Annotated in this window: 22 protein-coding genes; 9 read left to right on the top strand and 13 right to left on the bottom strand. The window is 59.5% G+C overall.

Translation table 11 applies throughout. The annotated features are described in order from the left end of the window. The first annotated feature begins 154 nt into the window (after window positions 1–154). The gene (locus D6877_RS07485; RefSeq protein ID WP_003221534.1) at window positions 155–463 is read left to right on the top strand and encodes a YhbY family RNA-binding protein; all 309 of its coding nucleotides are present in this window, start codon (window positions 155–157) and stop codon (window positions 461–463) included. A 9-nt stretch (window positions 464–472) separates the two neighbouring features. On the opposite strand, the gene D6877_RS07480 is transcribed toward D6877_RS07485, so the two are convergent. The 8 genes from D6877_RS07480 to grpE form a co-directional block, all read right to left on the bottom strand. Beyond that, entirely contained in the window at window positions 473–877 is a 405-nt protein-coding gene (locus D6877_RS07480) for an MFS transporter (protein WP_130910359.1), read from the bottom strand. 28 nt (window positions 878–905) lie between these two features. After that, window positions 906–1,382, bottom strand: a complete 477-nt coding sequence (gene greA / locus D6877_RS07475) for a transcription elongation factor GreA (protein ID WP_130910380.1) — start codon at window positions 1,380–1,382, stop codon at window positions 906–908. A 2-nt stretch (window positions 1,383–1,384) separates the two neighbouring features. Then, window positions 1,385–4,606 (bottom strand): carbamoyl-phosphate synthase large subunit, encoded by a 3,222-nt coding sequence (gene carB, locus D6877_RS07470; RefSeq protein WP_130910358.1) that lies wholly within the window; start codon window positions 4,604–4,606, stop codon window positions 1,385–1,387. Between the two features lie 124 nt (window positions 4,607–4,730). Beyond that, entirely contained in the window at window positions 4,731–5,867 is a 1,137-nt protein-coding gene (gene carA, locus D6877_RS07465; protein ID WP_016771765.1) for a glutamine-hydrolyzing carbamoyl-phosphate synthase small subunit, read from the bottom strand. A 258-nt stretch (window positions 5,868–6,125) separates the two neighbouring features. After that, window positions 6,126–6,929, bottom strand: coding sequence for a 4-hydroxy-tetrahydrodipicolinate reductase (dapB, locus tag D6877_RS07460; protein ID WP_016771766.1), 804 nt, complete (start codon window positions 6,927–6,929; stop codon window positions 6,126–6,128). 9 nt (window positions 6,930–6,938) lie between these two features. Then, window positions 6,939–8,063: a molecular chaperone DnaJ gene (gene dnaJ, locus D6877_RS07455; RefSeq protein WP_016771767.1), complete on the bottom strand. Its 1,125-nt coding sequence runs from the start codon at window positions 8,061–8,063 to the stop codon at window positions 6,939–6,941. Window positions 8,064–8,360: 297 nt separating this feature from the next. Next, window positions 8,361–10,277, bottom strand: a complete 1,917-nt coding sequence (gene dnaK, locus D6877_RS07450; RefSeq protein WP_024011565.1) for a molecular chaperone DnaK — start codon at window positions 10,275–10,277, stop codon at window positions 8,361–8,363. Window positions 10,278–10,379: 102 nt separating this feature from the next. Continuing rightward, window positions 10,380–10,946, bottom strand: coding sequence for a nucleotide exchange factor GrpE (gene grpE, locus D6877_RS07445; RefSeq protein WP_039759570.1), 567 nt, complete (start codon window positions 10,944–10,946; stop codon window positions 10,380–10,382). Window positions 10,947–11,186: 240 nt separating this feature from the next. On the opposite strand from grpE, the gene recN reads away from it, so the two are divergent. Continuing rightward, the gene (gene recN / locus D6877_RS07440; RefSeq protein ID WP_016771769.1) at window positions 11,187–12,860 is read left to right on the top strand and encodes a DNA repair protein RecN; all 1,674 of its coding nucleotides are present in this window, start codon (window positions 11,187–11,189) and stop codon (window positions 12,858–12,860) included. A gap of 76 nt (window positions 12,861–12,936) precedes the next feature. Here recN and fur read toward each other — a convergent pair whose 3' ends face one another. After that, window positions 12,937–13,341, bottom strand: a complete 405-nt coding sequence (fur, locus tag D6877_RS07435) for a ferric iron uptake transcriptional regulator (protein WP_016771770.1) — start codon at window positions 13,339–13,341, stop codon at window positions 12,937–12,939. A 97-nt stretch (window positions 13,342–13,438) separates the two neighbouring features. On the opposite strand from fur, the gene D6877_RS07430 reads away from it, so the two are divergent. Further along, a complete protein-coding gene (locus tag D6877_RS07430; RefSeq protein ID WP_016771771.1) occupies window positions 13,439–13,966 on the top strand; it encodes an outer membrane protein assembly factor BamE in 528 nt (175 codons plus the stop codon). A gap of 61 nt (window positions 13,967–14,027) precedes the next feature. On the opposite strand, the gene D6877_RS07425 is transcribed toward D6877_RS07430, so the two are convergent. Genes D6877_RS07425 through D6877_RS07415 form a run of 3 tightly spaced genes read right to left on the bottom strand, consistent with a single transcriptional unit; the run spans window position 14,028 to window position 16,180 of the window. Beyond that, on the bottom strand, window positions 14,028–14,342 hold the full coding sequence (locus D6877_RS07425; protein WP_130910357.1) for an RnfH family protein: 315 nt from the start codon (window positions 14,340–14,342) through the stop codon (window positions 14,028–14,030). Further along, window positions 14,335–14,769 (bottom strand): type II toxin-antitoxin system RatA family toxin, encoded by a 435-nt coding sequence (locus D6877_RS07420; protein ID WP_016771773.1) that lies wholly within the window; start codon window positions 14,767–14,769, stop codon window positions 14,335–14,337. The genes D6877_RS07425 and D6877_RS07420 overlap by 8 nt, the downstream gene beginning before the upstream one ends. 7 nt (window positions 14,770–14,776) lie before the next feature. After that, window positions 14,777–16,180 (bottom strand): sodium-dependent transporter, encoded by a 1,404-nt coding sequence (locus D6877_RS07415; protein WP_130910356.1) that lies wholly within the window; start codon window positions 16,178–16,180, stop codon window positions 14,777–14,779. A gap of 119 nt (window positions 16,181–16,299) precedes the next feature. Between D6877_RS07415 and smpB the strand changes: the two genes are divergently transcribed. After that, window positions 16,300–16,782 (top strand): SsrA-binding protein SmpB, encoded by a 483-nt coding sequence (gene smpB / locus D6877_RS07410; protein ID WP_007953781.1) that lies wholly within the window; start codon window positions 16,300–16,302, stop codon window positions 16,780–16,782. Window positions 16,783–16,888: 106 nt separating this feature from the next. Here the strand turns inward: smpB and D6877_RS07405 are convergent, their stop codons facing one another. Next, window positions 16,889–17,656 carry an FCD domain-containing protein gene (locus tag D6877_RS07405; protein ID WP_016771775.1) on the bottom strand — a complete coding sequence of 256 codons (768 nt, stop codon included), beginning with the start codon at window positions 17,654–17,656 and terminating at the stop codon, window positions 16,889–16,891. Between the two features lie 263 nt (window positions 17,657–17,919). On the opposite strand from D6877_RS07405, the gene D6877_RS07400 reads away from it, so the two are divergent. The 5 genes from D6877_RS07400 to D6877_RS07380 all read left to right on the top strand — a co-directional run. Further along, the gene (locus D6877_RS07400; protein ID WP_016771776.1) at window positions 17,920–19,614 is read left to right on the top strand and encodes a lactate permease LctP family transporter; all 1,695 of its coding nucleotides are present in this window, start codon (window positions 17,920–17,922) and stop codon (window positions 19,612–19,614) included. Window positions 19,615–19,763: 149 nt separating this feature from the next. After that, entirely contained in the window at window positions 19,764–20,588 is an 825-nt protein-coding gene (locus D6877_RS07395; protein WP_130910355.1) for a (Fe-S)-binding protein, read from the top strand. Next, complete coding sequence (locus D6877_RS07390) at window positions 20,585–22,042, top strand: LutB/LldF family L-lactate oxidation iron-sulfur protein (protein WP_130910354.1); 1,458 nt, start codon at window positions 20,585–20,587, stop codon at window positions 22,040–22,042. Before D6877_RS07395 ends, D6877_RS07390 begins: the two co-directional genes overlap by 4 nt. Next, window positions 22,039–22,710, top strand: a complete 672-nt coding sequence (locus D6877_RS07385; RefSeq protein WP_130910353.1) for a lactate utilization protein — start codon at window positions 22,039–22,041, stop codon at window positions 22,708–22,710. The genes D6877_RS07390 and D6877_RS07385 overlap by 4 nt, the downstream gene beginning before the upstream one ends. Beyond that, on the top strand, window positions 22,707–23,722 hold a 1,016-nt coding region (locus D6877_RS07380; protein WP_130910352.1), incomplete at its 3' end, for an FAD-binding oxidoreductase. The genes D6877_RS07385 and D6877_RS07380, both read left to right, overlap by 4 nt.

Genomic DNA, 23,722 nt, shown 5'->3' with positions numbered 1-23,722 from the left:
GGATCGTTGACATGTCTTTTCAGCCAACCAAGGCTTGTCTTGGAACGCGCCATTGGGCACCTCGATGATTAGGGTCGTGATTAGTTGGGCGGATCCACGAACCCTCGGGTAAAATGGCCGCCATTTTACAGAATCCAGACGAAAGGGTCAGATTATGCCGCTCACTCCAGAGCAGAAGAAACAGTACAAATCCATCGGCCACCACCTCAAACCAGTGTTGACGGTAGCGGACAACGGTTTGACTGAAGGTGTCTTAGCCGAACTTGAACGCGCCTTGGCCGATCACGAGCTGATCAAGATCAAGCTCAATATCCTCGATCGCGAGTCGCGCCTGGCGCACATCGCCGAACTGTGCAAGGTCGGCAAAGCGGACCTGGTTCAGGTCATCGGCAAGATGGCTCTGGTCTACCGCAAGAACTTCAGCGTCAACAAGCAGCTGTCGAACGTTCATCGCTTCAAGTGATGCGCAGGGTCAAGGGTGTGCTTCGCGCACCCTGCCACTCCATCCCGGCACCGGCTGCATGACCAGCACCAGCCCGGAAAATCCCAGCACCAGATAACTGAATACCTGCCAGCGCTGCGCATCCGGCCAGCCGACACGCACGGCGACATACATCGCGCACGCGTACAAAGCCGTCAACAGCACCTGCCCGCGAAAATCCCGCCATAGACTGGCGAGGCCCTCGGCCTGTACCAGCACCAAAGCCTGAAAAATCACGCACAGAGCGGCGAACCCCACCACCAGCACTTCGAATGCACTGGCGACTTCGTCGATCAACAGCGGCGCCAGGCCGATCTGGCCCAACGCCGGCTGCAAACCGATATGAATCAACCATAGGCCACCGACCCAAAGCATCTGGGTCAACTGCCAAAGCATGGCGCCCGCATGCAGCGGGCGCCTTCTTTCAGATGTGACGAACTTCGACAATCTCGTACTCGATCACGCCGCTCGGCGTTTTGACGGCGACCACGTCACCCTCTTCCTTGCCAATCAAGGCGCGGGCCAGCGGCGAACCGACGGAGATCTTGCCGAGTTTGAAGTCAGCCTCATCCTCACCCACGATGTGGTAAGTGACGCTTTCATCAGTCTCGACGTTGGCGATCTCGACGGTGGTACCGAAAATCACTTTGCCGGTATGAGGAATGGTCCTGACATCGATGATGACCTGATTCTGAATCCGGCCCTCGATGTCACGAATACGCGCTTCGACCATGCCTTGCTGTTCGCGGGCAGCGTGGTATTCAGCGTTTTCCTTCAAGTCACCCAACTCGCGGGCCGTACCGATGTCCTGGCTGAGCTTCGGACGGACGACCTTGGTCAGGTGAGCATGCTCCTCTTCCAGGGCGCGAGCGCCCTGAACAGTCATTGGGTACTTGGTTATGCTCATGCCTTCAATCCTGCGTGTAGATCCTGCAAGCGGCGCACGGTCTTTTCCGGACCGAACTTCAGCGCTTCGCAGATCGCTTCGCCCGCAGCGATAGTGGTGGTGCAGTAGATCTTGTGCTGCAGGGCATTGCGACGAATGGAGTACGAATCGGCGATCGATTGACGACCTTCGGTGGTGTTGATGATCAGCGTGACTTCGTCATTCTTGATCATGTCGACCACGTGTGGACGACCCTCGGTCACCTTGTTCACGCGGCGCACTTTCAGGCCTGCGGCTTCGATCAGCTTGGCAGTGCCGGCAGTGGCGACCACTTCGAAGCCCAAGTTGATCAGATCACGGGCCACGCCTGCAACCAGTGGCTTGTCGTCATCGCGCACGCTGATGAACGCGGTACCGCCGGTCGGCAGCACTTCGCTGGCGCCCATCTGAGCCTTGGCGAATGCTTCACCGAAGGTGTCGCCGACGCCCATCACTTCACCGGTCGACTTCATCTCTGGGCCGAGGATCGGGTCAACGCCAGGGAATTTGGCGAACGGGAACACCGCTTCTTTCACGCTGTAGAAGTTCGGGATGATTTCCTTGGTGAAGCCGATTTCCTTCAGGGTCTTACCGGCCATCACGCGCGCAGCGATCATGGCCAGGGAAACACCGATGCACTTGGAAACGAACGGCACGGTACGCGAGGCGCGCGGGTTGACTTCGATGACGTAGATGTCTTCGCCCTGCAGAGCCAATTGCACGTTCATCAGGCCGACAACGCCCAGTTCCAGGGCCATTTTCTTGACCTGTTCGCGCATCTCGTCCTGGATGTGCGCCGGCAGCGAGTACGGCGGCAGCGAGCAAGCGGAGTCACCGGAGTGAACGCCCGCCTGTTCGATGTGCTGCATGATCGCGCCGATCACCACGTCTTTGCCGTCGCAGACCGCATCCACGTCCATTTCGATGGCGCAGTTGAGGAAGTGGTCGAGCAGCACCGGGCTGTCGTTGGACACTTGCACCGCGTCACGCAGATAGCGCTTGAGTTCGTCTTCCTTGTAAACGATTTCCATCGCACGGCCGCCCAGCACGTAGGACGGGCGCACCACCAGCGGATAACCGATCTTCGCCGCAGCGCGAACAGCTTCATCTTCGCTACGCACAGTGGCGTTTGGCGGCTGACGCAGGTTCAGGCGCTCGACCATTTGCTGGAAGCGCTCGCGGTCTTCCGCGCGGTCGATGGCGTCAGGGCTGGTGCCGATGATCGGCACGCCAGCGGCTTCCAGAGCACGAGCCAGTTTCAGCGGAGTCTGGCCGCCGTACTGGACGATCACGCCTTTCGGCTTCTCGACGCGGCAGATTTCCAGTACGTCTTCCAGGGTTACCGGCTCGAAGTACAGACGGTCGGAAGTGTCGTAGTCGGTGGAAACGGTTTCCGGGTTGCAGTTGACCATGATGGTTTCGTAGCCGTCTTCGCGCAGGGCGAGCGCAGCGTGAACGCAGCAGTAGTCGAACTCGATGCCCTGGCCGATGCGGTTAGGGCCGCCACCCAGAATCATGATCTTGTCGCGACCCGACGGCGCTGCCTCGCACTCTTCCTCGTAGGTCGAGTAGAGGTAAGCGGTGTCGGTGGCAAATTCGGCGGCGCAGGTGTCAACGCGCTTGTAGACCGGGAACACTTCCAGCTTCTGACGGTGCGTACGCAGGTTTTTCTCGGTGACGCCCAGCAGCTTGGCCAGACGCTGATCGGAAAAGCCTTTGCGCTTGAGCTTGAACATCAGGTCGCGGTCGATCGAGGACAGACCGAGGGTCTTGACCTTCTCTTCATCCTTGATCAGGTCTTCGATCTGCACCAGGAACCACGGATCGATCATGTTCATGCCGAAGATGTCTTCGACCGACAGGCCGGCGCGGAAGGCGTCCGCCACGTACCAGATACGCTCGGCGCCCGGCACGGTCAGTTCGCGCTTGAGCACGCTCATGCTGTCCGGGTTGCTCAGATCGAGCTTCTCGTCCAGACCGCAAACGCCGACTTCCAGACCGCGCAGAGCTTTCTGCAGGGATTCCTGGAAGGTCCGGCCGATGGCCATGACTTCACCGACCGACTTCATTTGCGTGGTCAGGCGTGCGTCAGCCTTGGCGAATTTCTCGAAGGCGAAGCGTGGCAGCTTGGTGACGACGTAGTCGATCGACGGTTCGAAGGACGCCGGGGTCTTGCCGCCGGTGATGTCGTTCGACAGCTCATCAAGGGTGTAACCCACAGCCAGTTTTGCCGCGACCTTGGCGATCGGGAAACCGGTGGCTTTCGAAGCCAGGGCCGAGGAGCGCGAAACACGCGGGTTCATTTCGATCACGACCATGCGGCCAGTGTTCGGGCAGATACCGAACTGCACGTTCGAACCGCCGGTCTCGACGCCGATCTCGCGCAATACCGCCAGAGAGGCGTTACGCAGGATCTGGTATTCCTTGTCGGTCAGGGTTTGCGCAGGAGCTACGGTGATCGAGTCACCGGTGTGCACGCCCATCGGGTCGAAGTTCTCGATCGAGCAGACGATGATGCAGTTGTCCTTTTTGTCGCGGACAACTTCCATTTCATATTCTTTCCAGCCGATCAGCGATTCGTCGATCAGCAGCTCTTTGGTCGGCGACAGGTCCAGACCACGGGCGCAGATTTCTTCGAACTCTTCACGGTTGTAAGCGATACCGCCACCGGTGCCGCCCATGGTGAAGGACGGACGGATGATGCACGGGAAACCGAGGGTTTCGAGAACCGCGTTGGCCTCTTCCATGCTGTGGGCAATGCCGGAACGCGGGCACGCCAGGCCGATGGATTTCATCGCCTTGTCGAAACGCGAACGGTCCTCAGCCTTGTCGATAGTGTCGGCATTGGCACCGATCATCTCTACGCCGAACTTCTCCAGAATACCTTCGCGCTCCAGGTCCAGGGCGCAGTTCAGAGCGGTCTGGCCACCCATGGTCGGCAGTACGGCGTCCGGACGCTCTTTTTCGATGATCTTGGCCACGGTTTGCCATTTGATCGGTTCGATGTAGGTAGCGTCGGCCATGTCCGGGTCGGTCATGATGGTGGCCGGGTTGGAGTTCACCAGGATGACGCGGTAACCCTCTTCGCGCAGGGCTTTGCAGGCCTGGGCGCCGGAGTAGTCGAATTCGCAGGCCTGGCCGATCACGATCGGGCCAGCGCCGAGAATCAGGATGCTTTTAATGTCTGTACGTTTTGGCATGGTTTGTCACTCAAATCCGCAGGTCAGTCGGCAAGCCGTCTTGATCGATTTCTGAAGTCCCGAGGGGGCCGCCGGAACCGGGGCCGCCCTCGAGGGCTTCTCTCTACAGTCTCAAGGCGAACGCTTAGCGTCGCTTGGCCATCTCGTTGATGAAGCGGTCGAACAGTGGCGCAACATCGTTCGGGCCCGGGCTCGCTTCAGGGTGACCCTGGAAGCTGAACGCGCTCTTGTCGGTGCGCTCGATGCCTTGCAGGGTGCCGTCGAACAGCGATTTGTGGATCGCGCGCACGTTGGCTGGCAGGGTGGCTTCGTCTACCGCAAAACCGTGGTTCTGGCTGGTGATCATCACCACGCCTGTGTCCAGATCCTGCACCGGGTGGTTGGCACCGTGGTGGCCGTGGCCCATTTTCAGGGTCTTGGCGCCGGAGGCCAGAGCCAGCAACTGGTGGCCGAGGCAGATGCCGAATACCGGCGTCTCGGTTTCCAGGACTTCCTTGATCGCCTGGATCGCGTAGTCGCATGGCTCCGGATCACCAGGGCCGTTGGACAGGAACACGCCGTCCGGCTTCAGCGCCAGCACATCGGCGGCTGGAGTCTGCGCAGGCACTACGGTAACGCGGCAGCCGCGCTCGACCAGCATGCGCAGGATGTTGACCTTGACGCCGTAGTCGTAGGCGACCACGTGATATGGCAGCTCGGAAGCTTCGATGGTCGCGTGGCTGTCGGTTTTCAGATCCCAGACAGTCGAGCGCCATTCGTATTGGGTCTTGGTGCTGACGACTTTCGCCAGGTCCATGCCCTTCAGGCCCGGGAAGCCTTGCGCAGCGGCGATGGCCGCTTCTTCGGAGATGTTGTCGCCGGCCATGATGCAGCCGTTCTGAGCGCCTTTTTCACGCAGGATGCGGGTCAGGCGACGGGTGTCGATACCGGCGATTGCCACAACATTGTTGGCTTTCAGGTAATCGGACAGGGACATCGTGTTACGCCAGTTGCTCGCTACCAGCGGCAGGTCACGGATGACCAGGCCAGCGGACCAGACGCGGTCGGACTCGGCGTCTTCCGGCGTAGTGCCGGTGTTGCCGATGTGCGGATAAGTCAGGGTAACGATCTGTTGGGCGTAGGAAGGATCGGTAAGGATTTCCTGATAGCCGGTCATTGCGGTGTTGAACACCACCTCACCAACGGTCTGACCGTCGGCTCCAATGGCTTCGCCGCGAAAAATGCTGCCATCAGCAAGGGCGAGTATGGCTGGCTTAGTCAAGAAGACCTCCCGTAAATAACGCATGAAAGGGCAATCGCAGGTTGTAAAAAAGCGGAGTGACGTATGGACACGTCACCCCGCTTCTTCACTGAAATTATTCTGCGCGCTTTTAGTGGACACACTAAAGCTGTAGCTTACAGAAAAGGGCGTTTTTGGTCCACCGCTAAAGAGCCTTAAAGGCCGGAGAATGCGACAGGTCGTCGCCAAGCGGTAAAAACCGGCGCAAAACGGGACGTTTGCGCCGGGTTCAGCAACGACTCAACGCAGGTCGAGCACGTCTTGCATGTCGTACAGGCCCGGCTCGCGACCGTCCAGCCACAGCGCTGCACGCACCGCGCCCTTGGCGAAGGTCATACGGCTCGATGCCTTGTGGGTGATCTCGACGCGCTCGCCATCGGCAGCGAACAGAACAGTGTGGTCACCGACGATATCGCCGGCACGCACGGTAGCGAAACCAATGGTTTCACGCTCACGCGCCCCGGTCTGGCCTTCACGACCGTACACAGCGACCTTCTTCAGATCACGCCCCAGTGCATCGGCAATCACTTCACCCATGCGCACCGCCGTACCGGACGGAGCATCGACCTTGTGGCGGTGATGGGCTTCCATGATCTCGATATCGACATCGTCGCCCAGCACGCGCGCAGCGGTGTCGAGCAGCTTCAGGCAGAGGTTGACGCCGACGCTGAAGTTGGCGGCGAAGACGATCGGAATGTCCTTGCCCGCCTCGGCCAGCAATTGCTTCTCTTCAACACTGAAACCGGTGGTGCCGATGATCATCGCTTTGCCGTGCTTGCGGCAGAACGCGAGATTCTTCAGGGTCACGGTCGGGTGAGTGAAGTCGATCAACACATCGAACTCTTCAACCACACGATCCAGATCACCGGACAGTGGAACGCCGATACGACCCAGCGCTGCCAGCTCACCGGCATCCGCACCGACCAGCGTGCTGTCGGGACGATCGACCGCCGCCGTCAGACCGGCACCCGGCGTCTGCTGCACGGCTTCAATCAGGGTCTTGCCCATGCGCCCGGCGGCGCCCATCACTGCAATACGTCGCATGCCGACTCCTTACAAATCGCCGAAGAAACGCTTCACACCGTCGAACCAACCGGTGGTTTTCGGCGAGTGGCTGTTGTCGTCGGCCAGGGAGCTGCGGAATTCTTCCAGCAGTTCACGCTGACGACGGTTGAGGTTGACCGGCGTTTCCACAGCGACACGGCACATCAGGTCGCCGGCACCGCCGCCACGCACTGGCGCAACGCCTTTGCCGCGCACGCGGAACTGCTTGCCGGTCTGCGTGCCTTCGGGGATTTTCAGTTTGACGCGACCGTCGAGGGTCGGAATTTCCAGCTCGCCGCCCAGTGCAGCGTCGACGAAGCTGATCGGCACTTCGCAGAACAGATGCTTGCCGTCACGCTGGAAGATGTCGTGTTCGCGCACGTTGATCACAACGTACAAGTCGCCAGTCGGCCCGCCCTGGGTACCCGCCTCGCCTTCGCCAGACAGACGAATGCGGTCGCCCGTATCGACACCGGCCGGTACTTTGACCGACAGGGTTTTGTACTCTTCGACGCGACCGTCGCCGTGGCAGGAGTCGCACGGATCGGAAATGATCTTGCCCTGGCCATGGCAGCGCGGGCAGGTCTGCTGCACCGAGAAGAAGCCCTGTTGCATGCGCACCTGGCCGATGCCGCCGCAAGTCGGGCAAGTCGTCGGCGACGAGCCTTTCTTGGCGCCGGAACCATCGCACGGCTTGCAGTTGACCAGTGTCGGAACGCGGATATTCACCGACGTACCGCGCACCGCTTCTTCCAGATTCAGCTCCAGGGTGTAGCGCAGATCGCTGCCACGCTGAGCGCCGCCACGGGCACCGCCGCGACCGCCACCGAAGAAATCACTGAAGACATCACCGAAGATGTCCGAGAAGTTCTGGCCACCGAAACCGGCACCGCCGCCGCCCATGCTCGGATCGACGCCGGCATGACCGTACTGGTCATATGCCGCGCGTTTGCTGGCGTCGGACAACACTTCATAGGCCTCGTTGGCCTCTTTGAATGCTTCTTCCGAAGCTTTGTCGCCGGGATTACGGTCGGGGTGGTGCTTCATGGCCAGGCGGCGATAGGCCTTCTTCAGGTCCGCTTCGCTCGTGCCCCGCTCGACACCCAATACTTCGTAATAGTCACGCTTTGCCATAAGTTCTTTGCACTCTTAAGGACGTTCGGCAAACCCCTCCTGAGCCTCGCCAAACTCGTTGAGCCCCCATTAAGGCCCGGACCCAACTCACGTCAATTCAACGATCCTGGTCTTGATTGATGCGGTATCTGCGGCGCGAAAAGCAGGAGCATTCCCGGCCATACCACCAACACGCGAGCGTTGTCGCATGCTGTAAAAATTCACGTATTCCAGATACGCCAACGCGGGAGGCAAGCTCCCGCGCGGCGACATCCTACCAGTCACCGCCGCAAGGCAGTCAACCGGGCGACCAACAACTTACTTGTGGTCTTTGACTTCTTCGAACTCGGCGTCGACAACGTCGTCAGCCTTCTCAGCCGATTCGCCTTGCGGGGCTGCGCCATCAGCTGGCTGAGCCTGTTCGGCGTACATCTTTTGAGCAACCGGAGCGGAGACTTTCGACAGCTCTTCAACCTTGGCTTCGATGGCAGCCTTGTCGTCGCCTTTGACGGCGGCTTCCAGAGCAACCACTGCAGCTTCGATTGCAGTCTTCTCTTCGGCGGTGACCTTGTCGCCTGCGTCAGCGACCATCTTGCGAGTCGAGTGCACCAGTGCGTCACCCTGGTTACGGGCAGCGGCCAGCTCTTCGAACTTGCGGTCTTCCTCGGCATTCGCCTCGGCGTCACGCACCATGCGCTCGATTTCTTCGTCGGACAGACCGGAGTTGGCCTTGATCACGATCGACTGGGTCTTGCCGGTAGCCTTGTCTTTCGCGCCGACGTGCAGGATGCCGTTGGCGTCGATGTCGAAGGTCACTTCGATCTGCGGCACGCCACGTGGAGCTGGTGGAATGTCGGCCAGGTCGAACTTGCCCAGCGATTTGTTCTGTGCGGCTTGCTTGCGCTCACCTTGCAGAACGTGAATGGTCACAGCGCCCTGGTTGTCGTCGGCAGTCGAGAACACTTGCGATTTCTTGGTAGGAATCGTGGTGTTTTTCTCGATCAGCGCGGTCATCACGCCACCCATGGTTTCGATACCCAGGGTCAGCGGGCTGACGTCGAGCAGCAGCACGTCTTTCACGTCACCGGCCAGAACAGCGCCCTGAATCGCAGCCCCCATGGCAACGGCTTCGTCCGGGTTGACGTCTTTACGTGCTTCTTTACCGAAGAAATCGGTAACCAGCTTCTGCACCAGCGGCATACGAGTCTGACCACCGACCAGAATCACGTCGTTGATCGCGCTGACGTCGATACCGGCGTCTTTCATGGCAATGCGGCAAGGTTCGATGGTGCGCTGAACCAGATCTTCAACCAGTGCTTCGAGCTTGGCACGCGAGATCTTCACGTTCAGGTGCTTAGGACCGGTCGCGTCTGCAGTGATGTACGGCAGGTTGACGTCGGTCGACTGAGCGGACGACAGCTCGATCTTGGCTTTCTCAGCGGCTTCTTTCAGACGCTGCATCGCCAGCGGGTCACCTTTGAGGTTCATGCCGCTTTCTTTCTTGAATTCGTCAACGAGGTAGTCGATCAGACGAATGTCGAAGTCTTCACCGCCGAGGAAGGTGTCACCGTTGGTGGCCAACACTTCGAACTGGTGCTCGCCGTCAACTTCAGCGATTTCGATCACGGATACGTCGAAGGTACCGCCACCCAGGTCATAAACGATCACGGTGTGATCGCCCTTGGCCTTGTCCATACCGTAAGCCAGAGCAGCTGCGGTTGGCTCGTTGATGATACGTTTTACGTCCAGACCAGCGATGCGCCCCGCGTCTTTGGTGGCCTGACGCTGGCTGTCGTTGAAGTAGGCCGGAACGGTGATCACCGCTTCGGTCACTGCCTCGCCGAGGTAGTCTTCGGCGGTCTTCTTCATCTTCTTCAGAATTTCAGCCGAGATTTGTGGCGGTGCCATTTTCTGGCCGTTCACTTCTACCCAGGCGTCGTTGTTGTCAGCCTTGACGATCTTGTAAGGGACCATCTGGATGTCTTTCTGCACAACTTCTTCGTCGAAACGACGACCGATCAGACGCTTTACCGCGTACAGGGTGTTGTGCGGGTTGGTTACAGCCTGACGCTTGGCCGACTGACCTACCAGGATTTCGCCATCGTTGGCGTAAGCGATGATCGACGGCGTGGTACGCGCGCCTTCAGCGTTTTCAATAACTTTGGCTTTGCCGTTTTCCAGCACGGAGACGCAGGAGTTGGTAGTCCCCAGGTCGATACCGATAATTTTGCCCATGTTCACTCTCCCGAAACTTTGGATTTTGTTGCCGCAGCAGTGGTGGCTGACTGCGGTAGCACTTAAACGCTTGACTTCTAAATGGGGGCCTTGCGGCTAATTTCAAGCCTGCTCGTCAATCGAAGGCGAAACCGGTGCCGGCGCCTTGCTGACCACGACCATCGCCGGACGCAACAGGCGACCATTGAGCTGATAGCCCTTCTGGAAAACCTTCAATACGCTGTTCGGCTCGACGTCGGCACTTTCCTGCATGGCCATCGCCTGATGGTGAACGGCGTTGAACGGTTCGCCATGCGGATCGATCGCTTCAAGCTGGTAGCGCTTGAGGGTGTCGTGGAACATTTTCAGGGTCAGCTCGATGCCTTCGCGCATCGGGCGGATGCTTTCGTCGTCCGGGCTCGACAGCTCGAGGCCGCGCTCCAGGCTGTCGACGATCGGCAGCAGGTCGCTGGCGAATTTTTCCAAGGCAAACTTGTGCGCCTTCTCGACGTCCTGCTCGGCACGGCGGCGAACGTTCTGCAGATCGGCAGCAACACGCAGAGACTGATCCTGCGCGGCGGCCAATTGCTCTTCGAGCACTTGCACACGGGTCGCCAGGTCGTCACCCGAACCTTCGGGCGCCTGATTGGCATCTGGGTTTTGCGTATCTACTGTCTGTTCGTCAGCCATAGAATTCTCCTTTCAATTTCGTCCGCGAGCCTGACTCGCGCTTCTGCCCCGATATATGGGGCCGCAAAATCAGGCTTCAAGGGCTGGAATCGATTGTCCTTACAAAAAAGTGCTGATTAGTCATTCTTGAATGCGCTAAGAAAACTTTTCGTTCAAGCAAATCGAGCTAAGGGAGGGCATTGTCAGGCCTGAACAAAACACTGTATAAATAACCAGACCTCAAGCCTGGGAGCGGCCTTTATGCTGGTGCACCTGTCCGTACACAACTACGCCATCGTTGAACATCTCGATCTTGAACTCGATCGCGGGATGAGCGTGATCACAGGGGAAACCGGCGCCGGCAAGTCGATCATGCTCGACGCCCTGGGCCTCACCCTGGGCGATCGCGCCGACAGTGGCGTGGTACGCCCGGGTGCCGACAAGGCCGACATTCTCGCGACGTTCGATCTGGCTGACATTCCTGAAGCCAGCGCCTGGCTGGCCGAGCGCGATCTGGAAAATGACGGGCCGTGCATCCTGCGCCGGGTCATCACCTCGGAAGGTCGTTCGCGCGGCTATATCAACGGCACACCCTGCCCGCTTGGCGACCTTAAAGCCTTGGGCGAGCTGCTGATCGATATCCACAGCCAGCACGAACATCAGTCGCTGCTGAAGACCGACACCCATCGCCGCCTGCTTGACGAATACGCCGGCGCGACCGATCTGGCGCGTCAGGTGCAACTGGCCGCACAGCGCTGGCGCCAGACTCGCCAGGAACTGGAGCGCCTTTCCAACTCCGGCGACGAACAACGCGCACGTCATCAGTTGCTCAGCTATCAGCTTGAGGAATTGGAGAACCTCGGCCTCGGCGAAAATGAACTGGAGCAACTGGAGCAGGAACACAAGAACCTGACCAACGCCGAAACCTTGCTGGGCATTTGCCGGCAAGTGGTCGAGCAATGCAGCGAAAGCGACTCCGGGAATGTGCTGAATGCGCTGACCGCCAGCCTCAATCGACTTTCCAGCGTCAACAGTTCGGTGGGTGCGCTGGGTGAAGCCAGCAGCCTGCTGACCAGCGCACAGATTCAGGTAGAAGAAGCAGTCGGCGAGCTCAATCGCTTCCTCGACAACTTCGATGCCGACCCGGCTCGCCTGCAGTATCTCGAAGAACGCCTCGACGCGATCTACACCCTGGCGCGCAAACACCGGATTCAACCGACCGAAGTCGGCGAGATGCAGCAGAAGCTGCTGGATGAAATCGAAACCCTCAACGCCAACGATGAATCCATCGAGCGCCTGGGTGAGGAACTGGCGTCCTATGCCCGCCACTATCAAGAGAAAGCACGCGAGCTGAGCGACCTTCGTCATCAAGCCGCCGGCAGCCTCGCCAGTGCGGTGGAGCAGGAAATCCAGCGCCTGGGCATGCCCGGCGGCCGATTCACCATCGAACTGAAAGCCAACAGCAGCGACGAGTTGCTGCCAAACGGGCTGGAACAGGTTGAACTGCTGGTCAGCGCCAATCCCGGCCAACCGCTCAAGGCGCTGGCAAAAGTCGCCTCCGGTGGTGAGCTGTCGCGGATCAGTCTGGCAATTCAGGTCATTACCGCCCAGACCTCCCGCGTGCCGACGCTGGTATTCGACGAAGTCGACGTAGGTATCGGCGGCCCGACTGCGGAGATCGTCGGCCAGTTACTGCGCCGTCTCGGTGATCGCGGCCAGGTCCTGACAGTGACGCACTTGCCGCAAGTGGCGGCGCAAGGGCATCAGCATCTGTTCGTGCACAAGGTCCGCGACGAGAAGGCGACTCACACTGCCGTCGCGAAGCTTACAAAGAACGAGCGCATCGAAGAAGTCGCACGCATGCTCGGCGGTATCGATCTGACCAAGGAATCTCTGGCTCACGCGAAAAAAATGGTGGTGACCGCCAAGGCGTAACAAATAGTAGAAAGCACGAAGGCGACCCTTGGGTCGCCTTCGTTCGTTTCGCGAATGTGAAATTCGCGCGACATGCTTACTTTTTCTTGCGTACGTACAGCACCAGGTTGTGATCAACCATTTCGAAGCCATGCTTCTCGACGATCGATTTCTGAAGTTTTTCGATTTCTTCGTCGAAGAATTCGATCACTTCACCCGATTCCACGTTGACCATATGGTCGTGGTGGCCACCGTCAGCCAGTTCGAAGACCGCGTGGCCGCCGTCGAAGTTGTGGCGGACCACGAGGCCGGCCGCTTCGAACTGAGTCAGTACACGGTAAACCGTGGCCAGACCGACGTCCTCACCAGCTTCCATCAACGCCTTGTAGACGTCCTCGGCACTCATGTGGCGCTGCTCGGTAGAGTCGAGCATTTGCAGGATCTTGACCCGTGGCAGGGTCACTTTGAGGCCGGCTTTGCGTAGTTCGCTATTTTCAACCATGGTCAGCTTTCTCGCGATGCTGCTTCGCAGCTTCTCTTAATGCGGGTATGATCGGCGTTTACGTTGTCCCAGCCAAGATAGTGGAAGTCGCCCACCGATGCAAAACACCAAGCTCTTGCTAACCAGTTTCACCTTTGTGGGACTGCTCGCACTCGCCGGTTGTTCATTCCCCGGGGTTTACAAAATCGACATCCAGCAGGGCAATGTCGTCACGCAGGACATGATAGACCAGTTACGCCCGGGAATGACCCGGCCGCAAGTACGGTTTATCATGGGCAACCCTCTGCTTGCCGACACGTTCCATGCCGATCGCTGGGATTATCTGTACAGCCTGCAACCGGGTGGCGGTGAACGCCAGCAGGAACGAATCAGCGTTATCTTCAATTCCAACGACCAGCTTGTCAGCCTGTCCGGTGACTTCATGCCCGGCGTGAGCCGTGATGAAGCCATTCTCGGCAAGGACAGCGGTACTACCGTGACCGCGCCTGCTGAAAACGCCGACAAGCCAGAAGCTGAAAAACCAGCCAAACCAGGCTCCTTGCTGGATCAGATCCAGAAGGACGTCGATGGTGTGGAAACCGTACCGGTTCCGACGCCAGAGCCGCTGGACACCTCGCCGCAGTAATAGGCGAGGCAATAAAAAACCCGGACATTCCGGGTTTCTTATTGCCTGCCGTTTGGTCTGATCAAGAATTGCGTGCTTTGGCCTCGGCAGCCTTGGCCGCACGCAAGCGTCGAACTTCTTTGGGATCAGCCAGCAGCGGTCGATAAATTTCGATCCGGTCGCCCGCCTGAACAGGGCGAGAATCCGCGTCAGCCACGACCTTGCCAAAAATCCCCAGCGGACACTCCGCCAGATTCAGCTCAGGAAACTCTGCCGCGATGCCCGATTCGTGCACCGCAGCACGAACGCTAACGCCCTCAGCAATGCTGATCGTACGCAGAACCTGGCGATCAACCGCCGCGTACACGACTTCTATCTCGATCACCGGCTTAACCATGCATCTGCTTGGCGCGCTGGCAGAAAGCATCAACCAGCTGGTTAGCCGCCTGATTGAACAGCGGGCCCAACGTAGCGCGCACCAGCGGCCCGGCATAATCGAACGACAGATCCAGACTGATCTTGCAGGCCTTTTCGTTCAGCGCCTTGAATACCCAGATGCCGTGCAACTGAGTGAACGGGCCTTCTTCAAGATTCATCTCGATCGACTGCCCCGGCACCAGCGTATTGCGCGTGACGAAATGCTGACTGAGGCCGCCTTTGGCCACGCCGACACTGGCGCGCATGTGTTCCGGGGAGCTTTCCAGCACTTCAGCCTCCGAGCACCACGGCAGAAACTCCGGGTACCGCGCGACGTCGTTGACCAGGTCGTAGAGAAACTGCGCCGGGTACGGCAGGAGCGCGGATCGTTGGATATGTGTCGTCATGTAAGCGTTACTTCCAGAGCTGAGCGGCAAAGACTACAAGAATGCCGATAGGCGCCACGTAGCGCATCAAGAACAGGGACAGGGCAAACAGAACCGGGCTACGGATGGACAATTCATCCCGCACCGCTTCACGCCCCATCACCCATCCCGCGAACAGCACGAAACACAAGCCACCGAGGGGCAACATGATCCGCGAGGTGAAGAAATCGATCACGCCGAAGAAGTCGAGACCGCTCTGCGCACCCCATTGATAGAGGCTGAACGCTCCGCCTTCGTTCACGAAAAACTTGGCTTCCTTCCAGATATTGAAAGAAAACACCGTACCCAGACCAACGAACCAGCAGGTGAACGCAAGCCAGAACGTCACCCAGATGCGGCTGATTTTAGTGCGTTCAACCAGGTAAGCCACCATCGGTTCGAGTAGCGAAATAGCCGAACTCCAGGCAGCCACCGCGACCAGCACAAAGAACACCACGCCCATCAACTGGCCGAAAAAAACGTTACCAAAAGCAAACGGCAGGCTGACGAACATCAGCCCCGGGCCTTCGCTTGGATTCAGACCAGCAGCAAATACAATTGGAAACAATGCCAGACCGGCCACCAGCGATACGAAAGTATCCAACAGCGCTACACCGACCACCGTGCCCGACAGCGAGGTGTTCTTCGGCATGTAGGCGCCGTAGATCATGATCGAACCGACGCCGACGCTCAGCGAGAAGAACGCGTGCCCCATCGCTGGCAGCAGGCCGTCGAGGACTTTTTCCGGGTGAAAGTCGAACATGAAATGCACGCCTTCCATGAAATGCCCGGTGGTCATGCTGTAGCCCAGCAGCACCAGAATCATCACGAACAGCAGCGGCATCATGATGCGCAGGCTGCGTTCAAGCCCGGCGACCACGCCTTTGGCGATCACGAAGGCCGACAGCAGCATGAAAATCGTGTGCCAAAGTGTCAGGCGCCATGGGTTGGAGATGACATTGCCGAAATAGGCGCCGACCTGATCGGCCGTCGCGCCCTGGAAGTCGCCACGGCCCATGTCGACGATGTAATCCAGCGACCAACCACCGACCACACTGTAGAAAGACAGAATCAGCAGGGCCGTGATCATCCCGGCAAACGCGCCCCACGACCATTTGGCCGAGTGCCCTGCTTCCAGCGCCAGCACCTTCAAGGCGTTCGCCGGACTTTGCCGGGCGCGCCGGCCGATCAGGGTTTCCGCGAGCATGACCGGGACACCGATGAGCGCGATGCACGCCAGGAACATCAGCACAAAGGCGCCGCCGCCGTAGACCCCGACCATGTAGGGGAACTTCCAGATACTACCCAGTCCCACGGCCGAACCGGTCGCGGCGAGTATGAATACCCAGCGGCTAGCCCAACTGCCGTGGACAGAAACCTTGTCTGTCGACATCGTTTATCACGCCCAAGCGTTAGAAAAAGAGGCCGCATTGTCCGGGATTCACTCAACCTGCTCAAGCACGCAGCAACACCGTAGCCGACAGCCGAACAACTCCATATAATGCCGCCCCTATGGCTAAACAGAAGAAACACCCAACAGGGACCATCGCGCAGAACAAAAAGGCGCGACACGATTACTTCATCGAGCACAAGTTCGAGGCTGGTCTGGTCCTGGCCGGCTGGGAAGTAAAAAGTCTGCGGGCGAGCAAGTTGCAGCTGGTCGACAGCTATGTGCTGCTCAAGGACGGCGAAGCATGGTTGCTCGGCAGCCACATCACGCCGTTGATGACCGCGAGCACTCACGTCATCGCCGACCCGGTGCGCACACGCAAACTGCTGCTCAACCGCCGCGAGCTGGACAAGCTTGCCGCCGCCGTGCAGCAAAAGGGTTACGCCTGCGTCTGCCTGTCCTGGTACTGGAGCAAGCACATGGTCAAGTGCGAGATCGCTCTGGGCAAGGGCAAGAAGGAATACGACAAGCGTGACACCGAGCGCGAGCGCGACGCCGGTCGTGAATTGCAGCGTGCGGTGCGCAACAAGGGCAAGGAAGACTGATCTTCCTCCTTTGAAAGCAAAGATCGCAGCCTGCGGCAGCTCCTACAGGGAAATACATATTTCTGTGTAGGAGCTGCCGCAGGCTGCGATCTTTTGCTTTGAAGAATCACATCCCCTTGCGCCGCTCCGCCCGAGCCATGCGCTGCACCTCCTGACGCACCTCTTCCAGCACTTCCTGCACATACAGAATATGTCGGCTGGACACTTCCCGCGCCTGCTCGGCACGCCCTTCGATAATCGCCAGATACAATTCCCGATGCTGCGAGATCAGCATGTCGCGGGTTTCCGTGCGCTGCTTGTACATGCCGCCGATGTTTGTGACGACGTTGCGCTTGAGCAGATCGAACAAGCCGCGAATCGTATGCAGCAACACCGCGTTATGGCTGGCCTCGGCAATCGCCAGATGAAACTTCGCATCCGCCGCGCCCTCTTCCGCCCGGCTGACTTCTTCGTGACGCGAGTAGCAGTCCTGCAGTTCTTCGAACGCAGCGGTCAGGCGCTCGCGATCGACATCGGTGGCGCGCAATGCGGCGTAGTAGGCGCACGATGCCTCCAGGGTATGCCGGAATTCGAGCAAATCACGTTGCGCTTCGGGATTGCTTTCAAGCAATTGCAGCAGCGGATCGCTGAACGTCGATCCGAGACCCTCCACCACATAATTGCCGCCGCCCTGGCGACTGACCAGCAAGCCTTTGGCCGCCAGTTTCTGAATCGCCTCGCGCAATGACGGGCGCGATACGCCAAATTGTTCGGCCAGCGTGCGCTCGGCCGGCAGCCGCTCGCCCGACTTCAGCGTGCCCTCAAGGATCATCCCTTCGAGGCGCTCGACAATATCGTCAGACAAACGGCGCTGACGTATCTGATCAAAGCCCATAACTCATTTCTCCACGATCCCGACCGCTCGCCGGGGTGTCTATTCTGGCCTATCCGCGCGCCGCCGACACCTGCCAGACGCCACTTCGCCAAAGCGGATCAGTTGCCCTCTGCACCGCATCTTCGACGAAAGTTTCAGAGCGGCAAATTGACACACCGCTACCAAGGCTTTTACCCTAGCCGACAGCGCTTGTAAATTGGTATTACCAATTATCCAAGATTGCTCACAGTGCCTGACCAACAACAATTAGGGGCCACCCCACCATGCAAACCTGGCAACAGCTCTACAGTCCGCTCGGCAGTCTTGGCGTCTCCGCTCTCGCGGCCGTCATTCCCATCGTGTTCTTCTTTCTCGCATTGGCGGTGTTCCGCCTCAAAGGCCATGTGGCCGGCAGCATCACCCTCGCACTTTCGATTGCCGTGGCGATTTTCGCCTTCCAGATGCCAGTGGACATGGCCTTCGCCGCCGCTGGTTACGGTTTCGCTTATGGCCTGTGGCCGATTGCCTGGATCATTGTCGCAGCGGTGTTCCTCTACAAGCTGACAGTGAAAAGCGGTCAGTTCGAGGTCATCCGCAGCTCGGTCCTGTCGATTACCGATGACCAGCGCTTGCAGGTGTTGCTGATCGGTTTCTGCTTCGGCGCATTTCTGGAAGGCGCCGCCGGTTTCGGCGCGCCGGTCGCGATTACTGCCGCACTCCTTGTAGGACTGGGCTTCAACCCGCTGTACGCCGCCGGCTTGTGCCTGATTGCCAACACTGCGCCGGTAGCGTTCGGCGCGCTGGGGATTCCGATCATCGTTGCAGGCCAGGTCACTGGCATCGACGCTTTCAAGATCGGCGCCATGACCGGTCGCCAGCTGCCACTGCTGTCGCTGTTCGTGCCGTTCTGGCTGGTGTTCATGATGGACGGCCTGCGCGGTGTGCGCGAAACCTGGCCGGCCGCGCTGGTGGCAGGCTTGAGTTTCGCCATCACCCAATACTTCACCTCCAACTTCATCGGCCCGGAACTGCCGGACATCACCTCGGCACTGGCCAGCCTGATTTCCCTGACCCTGTTCCTCAAGGTCTGGCAACCACGCCGCGCCGCCGGCCAGCACATCGTTGGCGCCGTATCCGCTTCAGTGGTCAGCGCCAGCGTCGGCGGTTTCGGCCAGAAGCGCACCACCGTGGCTTCGCCCTACAGCCTCGGGGAAATTTTCAAGGCGTGGTCGCCGTTCCTGATCCTCACTGTGCTGGTGACGATCTGGACGCTGAAGCCTTTCAAAGCCATGTTCGCTGCCGGCGGTTCGATGTACAGCTGGGTGTTCAACTTCGCGATTCCGCACCTTGATCAACTGGTGATCAAGACTGCGCCGATCGTGGCCAACCCGACCGCGATTCCAGCGGTGTTCAAACTCGACCCGATTTCCGCCACCGGAACGGCGATTTTCTTCTCCGCGCTGATTTCGATGCTGGTACTGAAGATCAATTTCAAAACTGGTCTTACCACTTTGAAAGAGACCTTCTACGAACTGCGCTGGCCAATCCTGTCGATCGGCATGGTGCTGGCGTTCGCCTTCGTCACCAACTACTCCGGCATGTCCTCGACCATGGCCCTGGTGCTGGCGGGTACTGGCGCCGCGTTCCCGTTCTTTTCGCCGTTCCTCGGTTGGCTGGGCGTGTTCCTCACCGGTTCGGATACTTCGTCGAACGCGCTGTTCAGTTCGTTGCAAGCGACCACCGCCCACCAGATCGGCGTCAACGACACTTTGCTGGTGGCGGCCAATACCAGCGGCGGCGTGACCGGCAAGATGATCTCGCCGCAATCGATCGCCGTGGCCTGCGCTGCGACCGGCCTGGTCGGCAAGGAATCGGATCTGTTCCGCTTCACCCTCAAGCACAGCCTATTCTTTGCAACGATTGTCGGTTTGATCACCCTGGCTCAGGCCTACTGGTTCACCGGCATGCTGGTGCACTAAACCTACAAGAAAGACGGAAATAACCGACGCCGGCCCGTGATCCGGCGTCAGCAATTCACCACCGGGTCTGTAAGGCTGCTGAAAGCAATGCGCTTTATATTCGGCAGCCGCAGCAGACGGATAACCGGGCCCACCCGGAGACACGCCTGATGAGCGAGCTTTTTTACAACGCCGTGCCGAACGCGACCCGCGTGGCACCACCACTGCCCGAACCTCGGCAATACCCCAGCGAGAAACCGTCGCGGGTCTACCTGTTCGGCACGTGTGTGGTCGACCTGTTCTACCCCGAAGCCGGAATGGACGCGATCCATCTGCTGGAGCGCGAAGGGATCCGGGTCGAGTATCCGCAAGGGCAGAGCTGCTGCGGCCAACCGGCCTACACCTCGGGTTACACCGAGCAGGCGCGGACGGTAGCGCGCTCGCAACTGGCGCTGTTTGCCGGCGATTATCCGGTGGTGGTGCCGTCGGGTTCCTGCGCCGGCATGCTGCGCGAGCATTACGCCGACTTGTTCAAGGACGAGCCGGAAACGTTGAAACAGGTGCGGGCCCTTGCGGCTCGCACTTATGAACTGGCCGAGTTTCTGCTGTTCGTCTGCAAGGTGCAGCTCAAGGACAGCGGCGAACCGGTGAAAGTCGCGCTGCACACCTCGTGTTCGGCACGCCGCGAAATGAATACACACCTGCACGGCCGCGAGTTGTTGGCGCAGTTGAGCAACGTGGAGCGGGTCAATCACGACCACGAAAGCGAATGCTGTGGCTTCGGTGGGACATTCAGCGTCCGTATGCCAGACATTTCCGGCGCGATGGTGGCTGACAAGACCCGTGCGTTGAAAGAATCCGGCGCGCACAAGGTACTGAGTGCCGACTGCGGCTGTTTGATGAACATCAACGGCGCGCTGGAGAAACAGCAGGAAGCGTTACGCGGGCAACATCTGGCAAGCTTCCTCTGGCAGCGAACCGGAGGTGCGCAATGAGCACCTCGACGATTATTCCTACGGTCGCCGTAGAAGAAGACTTCCGAACCCGGGCACACAATGCCTTGGGTGATCAGCAGCTGCGGAACAACTTCCGCACTGCCATGGATTCACTGATGACCAAGCGGGCAGCCGCTTTCAGTGATCCCGAAGAAAGAGAAAATTTGCGCGCACTGGGCAATTCGATCAAGGCCCGCGCGCTGTCCAAGTTGCCCGACCTGCTCGAGCAACTGGAACAGAACCTGACCCGCAACGGTGTGACAGTGCACTGGGCGGAAACGGTGGACGAGGCCAATGGCATCGTCCTGTCGATCATCCGCGCTCACGAGGCGCGGCAAGTGATCAAGGGCAAATCGATGGTCAGCGAAGAGATGGAGATGAACCATTTCCTCGAGGCTCGGGACATTGAATGTCTGGAGTCCGACATGGGGGAGTACATCGTCCAGCTCGACCACGAGAAGCCTTCACACATCATTATGCCGGCGATCCACAAGAATGCCGGTCAGGTCGCGTCCTTGTTCCACGACAAACTTGGCGTGGAATACACCAAGGACGTTGACCAACTCATCCAGATCGGTCGCAGGGTCCTGCGGCAGAAATTCTTCGAGGCCGACATCGGCGTCTCCGGCGTCAACTTCGCCGTCGCCGAAACCGGCACCCTGCTGCTGGTGGAAAACGAAGGCAACGGGCGCATGACCACCACCGTTCCCCCGGTGCACATCGCCGTCACCGGCATCGAAAAAGTCGTGGAAAACCTGCGCGACGTGGTGCCGCTGCTGTCACTGCTGACGCGCTCGGCGCTGGGCATTCCGATCACCACTTACGTCAACATGATCTCCGGCCCGCGCAAGGAACACGAACTCGATGGCCCACAGGAAGTGCATCTGGTGTTGCTCGACAACGGTCGCAGCCAAGCCTTCGCCGACAGTGAATTGCGCCAGACCCTGAACTGCATCCGCTGCGGCGCCTGCATGAATCATTGCCCGGTATACACGCGAGTGGGCGGCCACACTTATGGCGAGGTTTATCCGGGGCCGATCGGCAAAATCATCACCCCGCATATGGTCGGCCTGGCCAAGGTCCCGGACCACCCGAGCGCGTCCTCACTGTGCGGCGCCTGCGGTGAAGTCTGCCCGGTGAAGATACCGATCCCCGCCATCCTGCGCCGTCTGCGCGAGGAAAACGTCAAAGCTCCGGACGCGCCGAATCAGGTGATGCGCGGTCAGGGCAGCAAGTATTCGCGCAAGGAACGTTTCATCTGGAACGCCTGGGCCAGACTCAATAGCTCGCCGACGCTGTACCGCTTGTTCGCTTTTTTCGCCACGCGCCTGCGCGCCCTTACGCCGAGCAATGTCGGCCCATGGACGCAAAACCACAGCGCACCAAAACCGGCCGCGCGTTCGCTGCATGACATGGCCCGCGAGCATCTGGCCAAACAGGGAGAGCGTCGATGAGCGCCAAGCAAAATATCCTCGGCAAGCTGCGGAAAAGTCTGACCGGCACCACGCCAATTGCCGACAACTTCGATGTCGATCTGGTCACCCAGCCCTACACCTACAGCGCCGAGCAACGCATCCCGCAACTGCGCAAACTGATGGAGGCGGTGCACACCGAAATCCACCTGACCTCGGGCGCCGAGTGGCCGGCATTACTGGCGCAACTGCTGCGCGACCGCCAATTGCCGAGCCTGCTGATCGCACCGACCACACCGCACGGGCAACGCATCACACAGCACTGGGCGAACAATCCCGAACTGCCAGCACTGAAGTCCTACGACCGTCCGATGGAAGAGTGGAAAGCCGAGCTGTTCAACGACACCCCGGCCAGCCTCACTGGCACCCTCGGTGCGATCGCCGCGACCGGCAGCCTGATCATCTGGCCTACCCGTGAGGAACCGCGCTTGATGAGCCTAGTGCCACCGGTGCATTTCGCCCTGCTCAAGGCCAGCGAAATCCGCGACAACTTCTATCAGGTGCAAGAGGAATTCGAATGGGCGCAAGGCATGCCGACCAACGCGCTGCTGGTCTCCGGCCCGTCGAAAACCGCCGATATTGAACAGGTCCTCGCCTACGGCGCGCATGGCCCGAAAGATCTGGTCGTGCTGATTCTGGAGGATCAATGAGTCTTCCTGCCGCTTTCCTGCGTGATGCCGAGCGACTGATTCCAGCAGACCGGCGCTTCGACGATCCGCTGTCGACCCTGGCCTTCGGCACCGACGCCAGTTTCTATCGACTGATTCCGAAACTTGTGATCCGCGTCGAGTCTGAAGACGAAGTCGTGGCGCTGCTGCAACTGGCCCAGCGCGACCACGTGCCGGTGACCTTCCGCGCTGCCGGCACCAGCCTGTCCGGGCAGGCGATCAGCGACTCCGTGCTGATCGTACTCGGAGATAACTGGAATGCCCGCGAGATTCGCGGCCAGGGCACGCAGATCCGCCTGCAACCGGGCGTGATCGGCGCGCAGGCCAACGCCTGGCTGGCACCGTTCGGACGCAAGATCGGCCCGGATCCGGCGTCGATCAATGCCTGCAAGATCGGCGGCATCGTCGCCAACAACGCCAGCGGCATGTGCTGTGGCACCGCGCAGAATACCTATCACACCCTGGCCGGGATTCGCTTGGTGCTGGCCGACGGCACGCGCCTCGACACCGAAAACCCTGCCAGCGTCGCGGCATTTCGCTCCAGCCACGGCGAGTTGCTCGAACGCTTGGCGACATTGGGTCGCGAGACCCGCGCCAACGCCGAACTGGCCGCAAGAATTCGCCACAAATACCGTCTGAAAAATACCACCGGCCTGTCGCTCAACGCCTTGGTGGATTTCGACGAGCCCGTGGATATCCTGAGCCACCTGCTGGTCGGCTCCGAAGGCACGCTCGGCTTTATCAGCGCGGTGACTTACGACACCGTCATCGATCACCCGAACAAAGCCTCGGCGCTGATTGTGTTCCCCGATGTCGAAACCTGCTGCAACGCGGTGACCGTGCTCAAAAGCCAACCGGTATCCGCAGTGGAGCTGCTCGATCGACGCAGTCTGCGCTCGGTGCAGGACAAAAAAGGCATGCCCGCTTTCGTACAACTGTTGTCGGAAAATGCCTGCGCGCTGCTCATCGAATCCCGCGCCGCTTCGTCGACATT

Origin of the sequence: Pseudomonas sp. Sample_9 (assembly GCF_004307535.1) — a bacterium.
GTDB classification, from domain to species: Bacteria; Pseudomonadota; Gammaproteobacteria; order Pseudomonadales; family Pseudomonadaceae; genus Aquipseudomonas; species Aquipseudomonas mercuritolerans.
The sequence above is the reverse complement of the archived record's forward strand: the minus strand, read 5'-3'. Positions and strand labels throughout refer to the sequence as shown.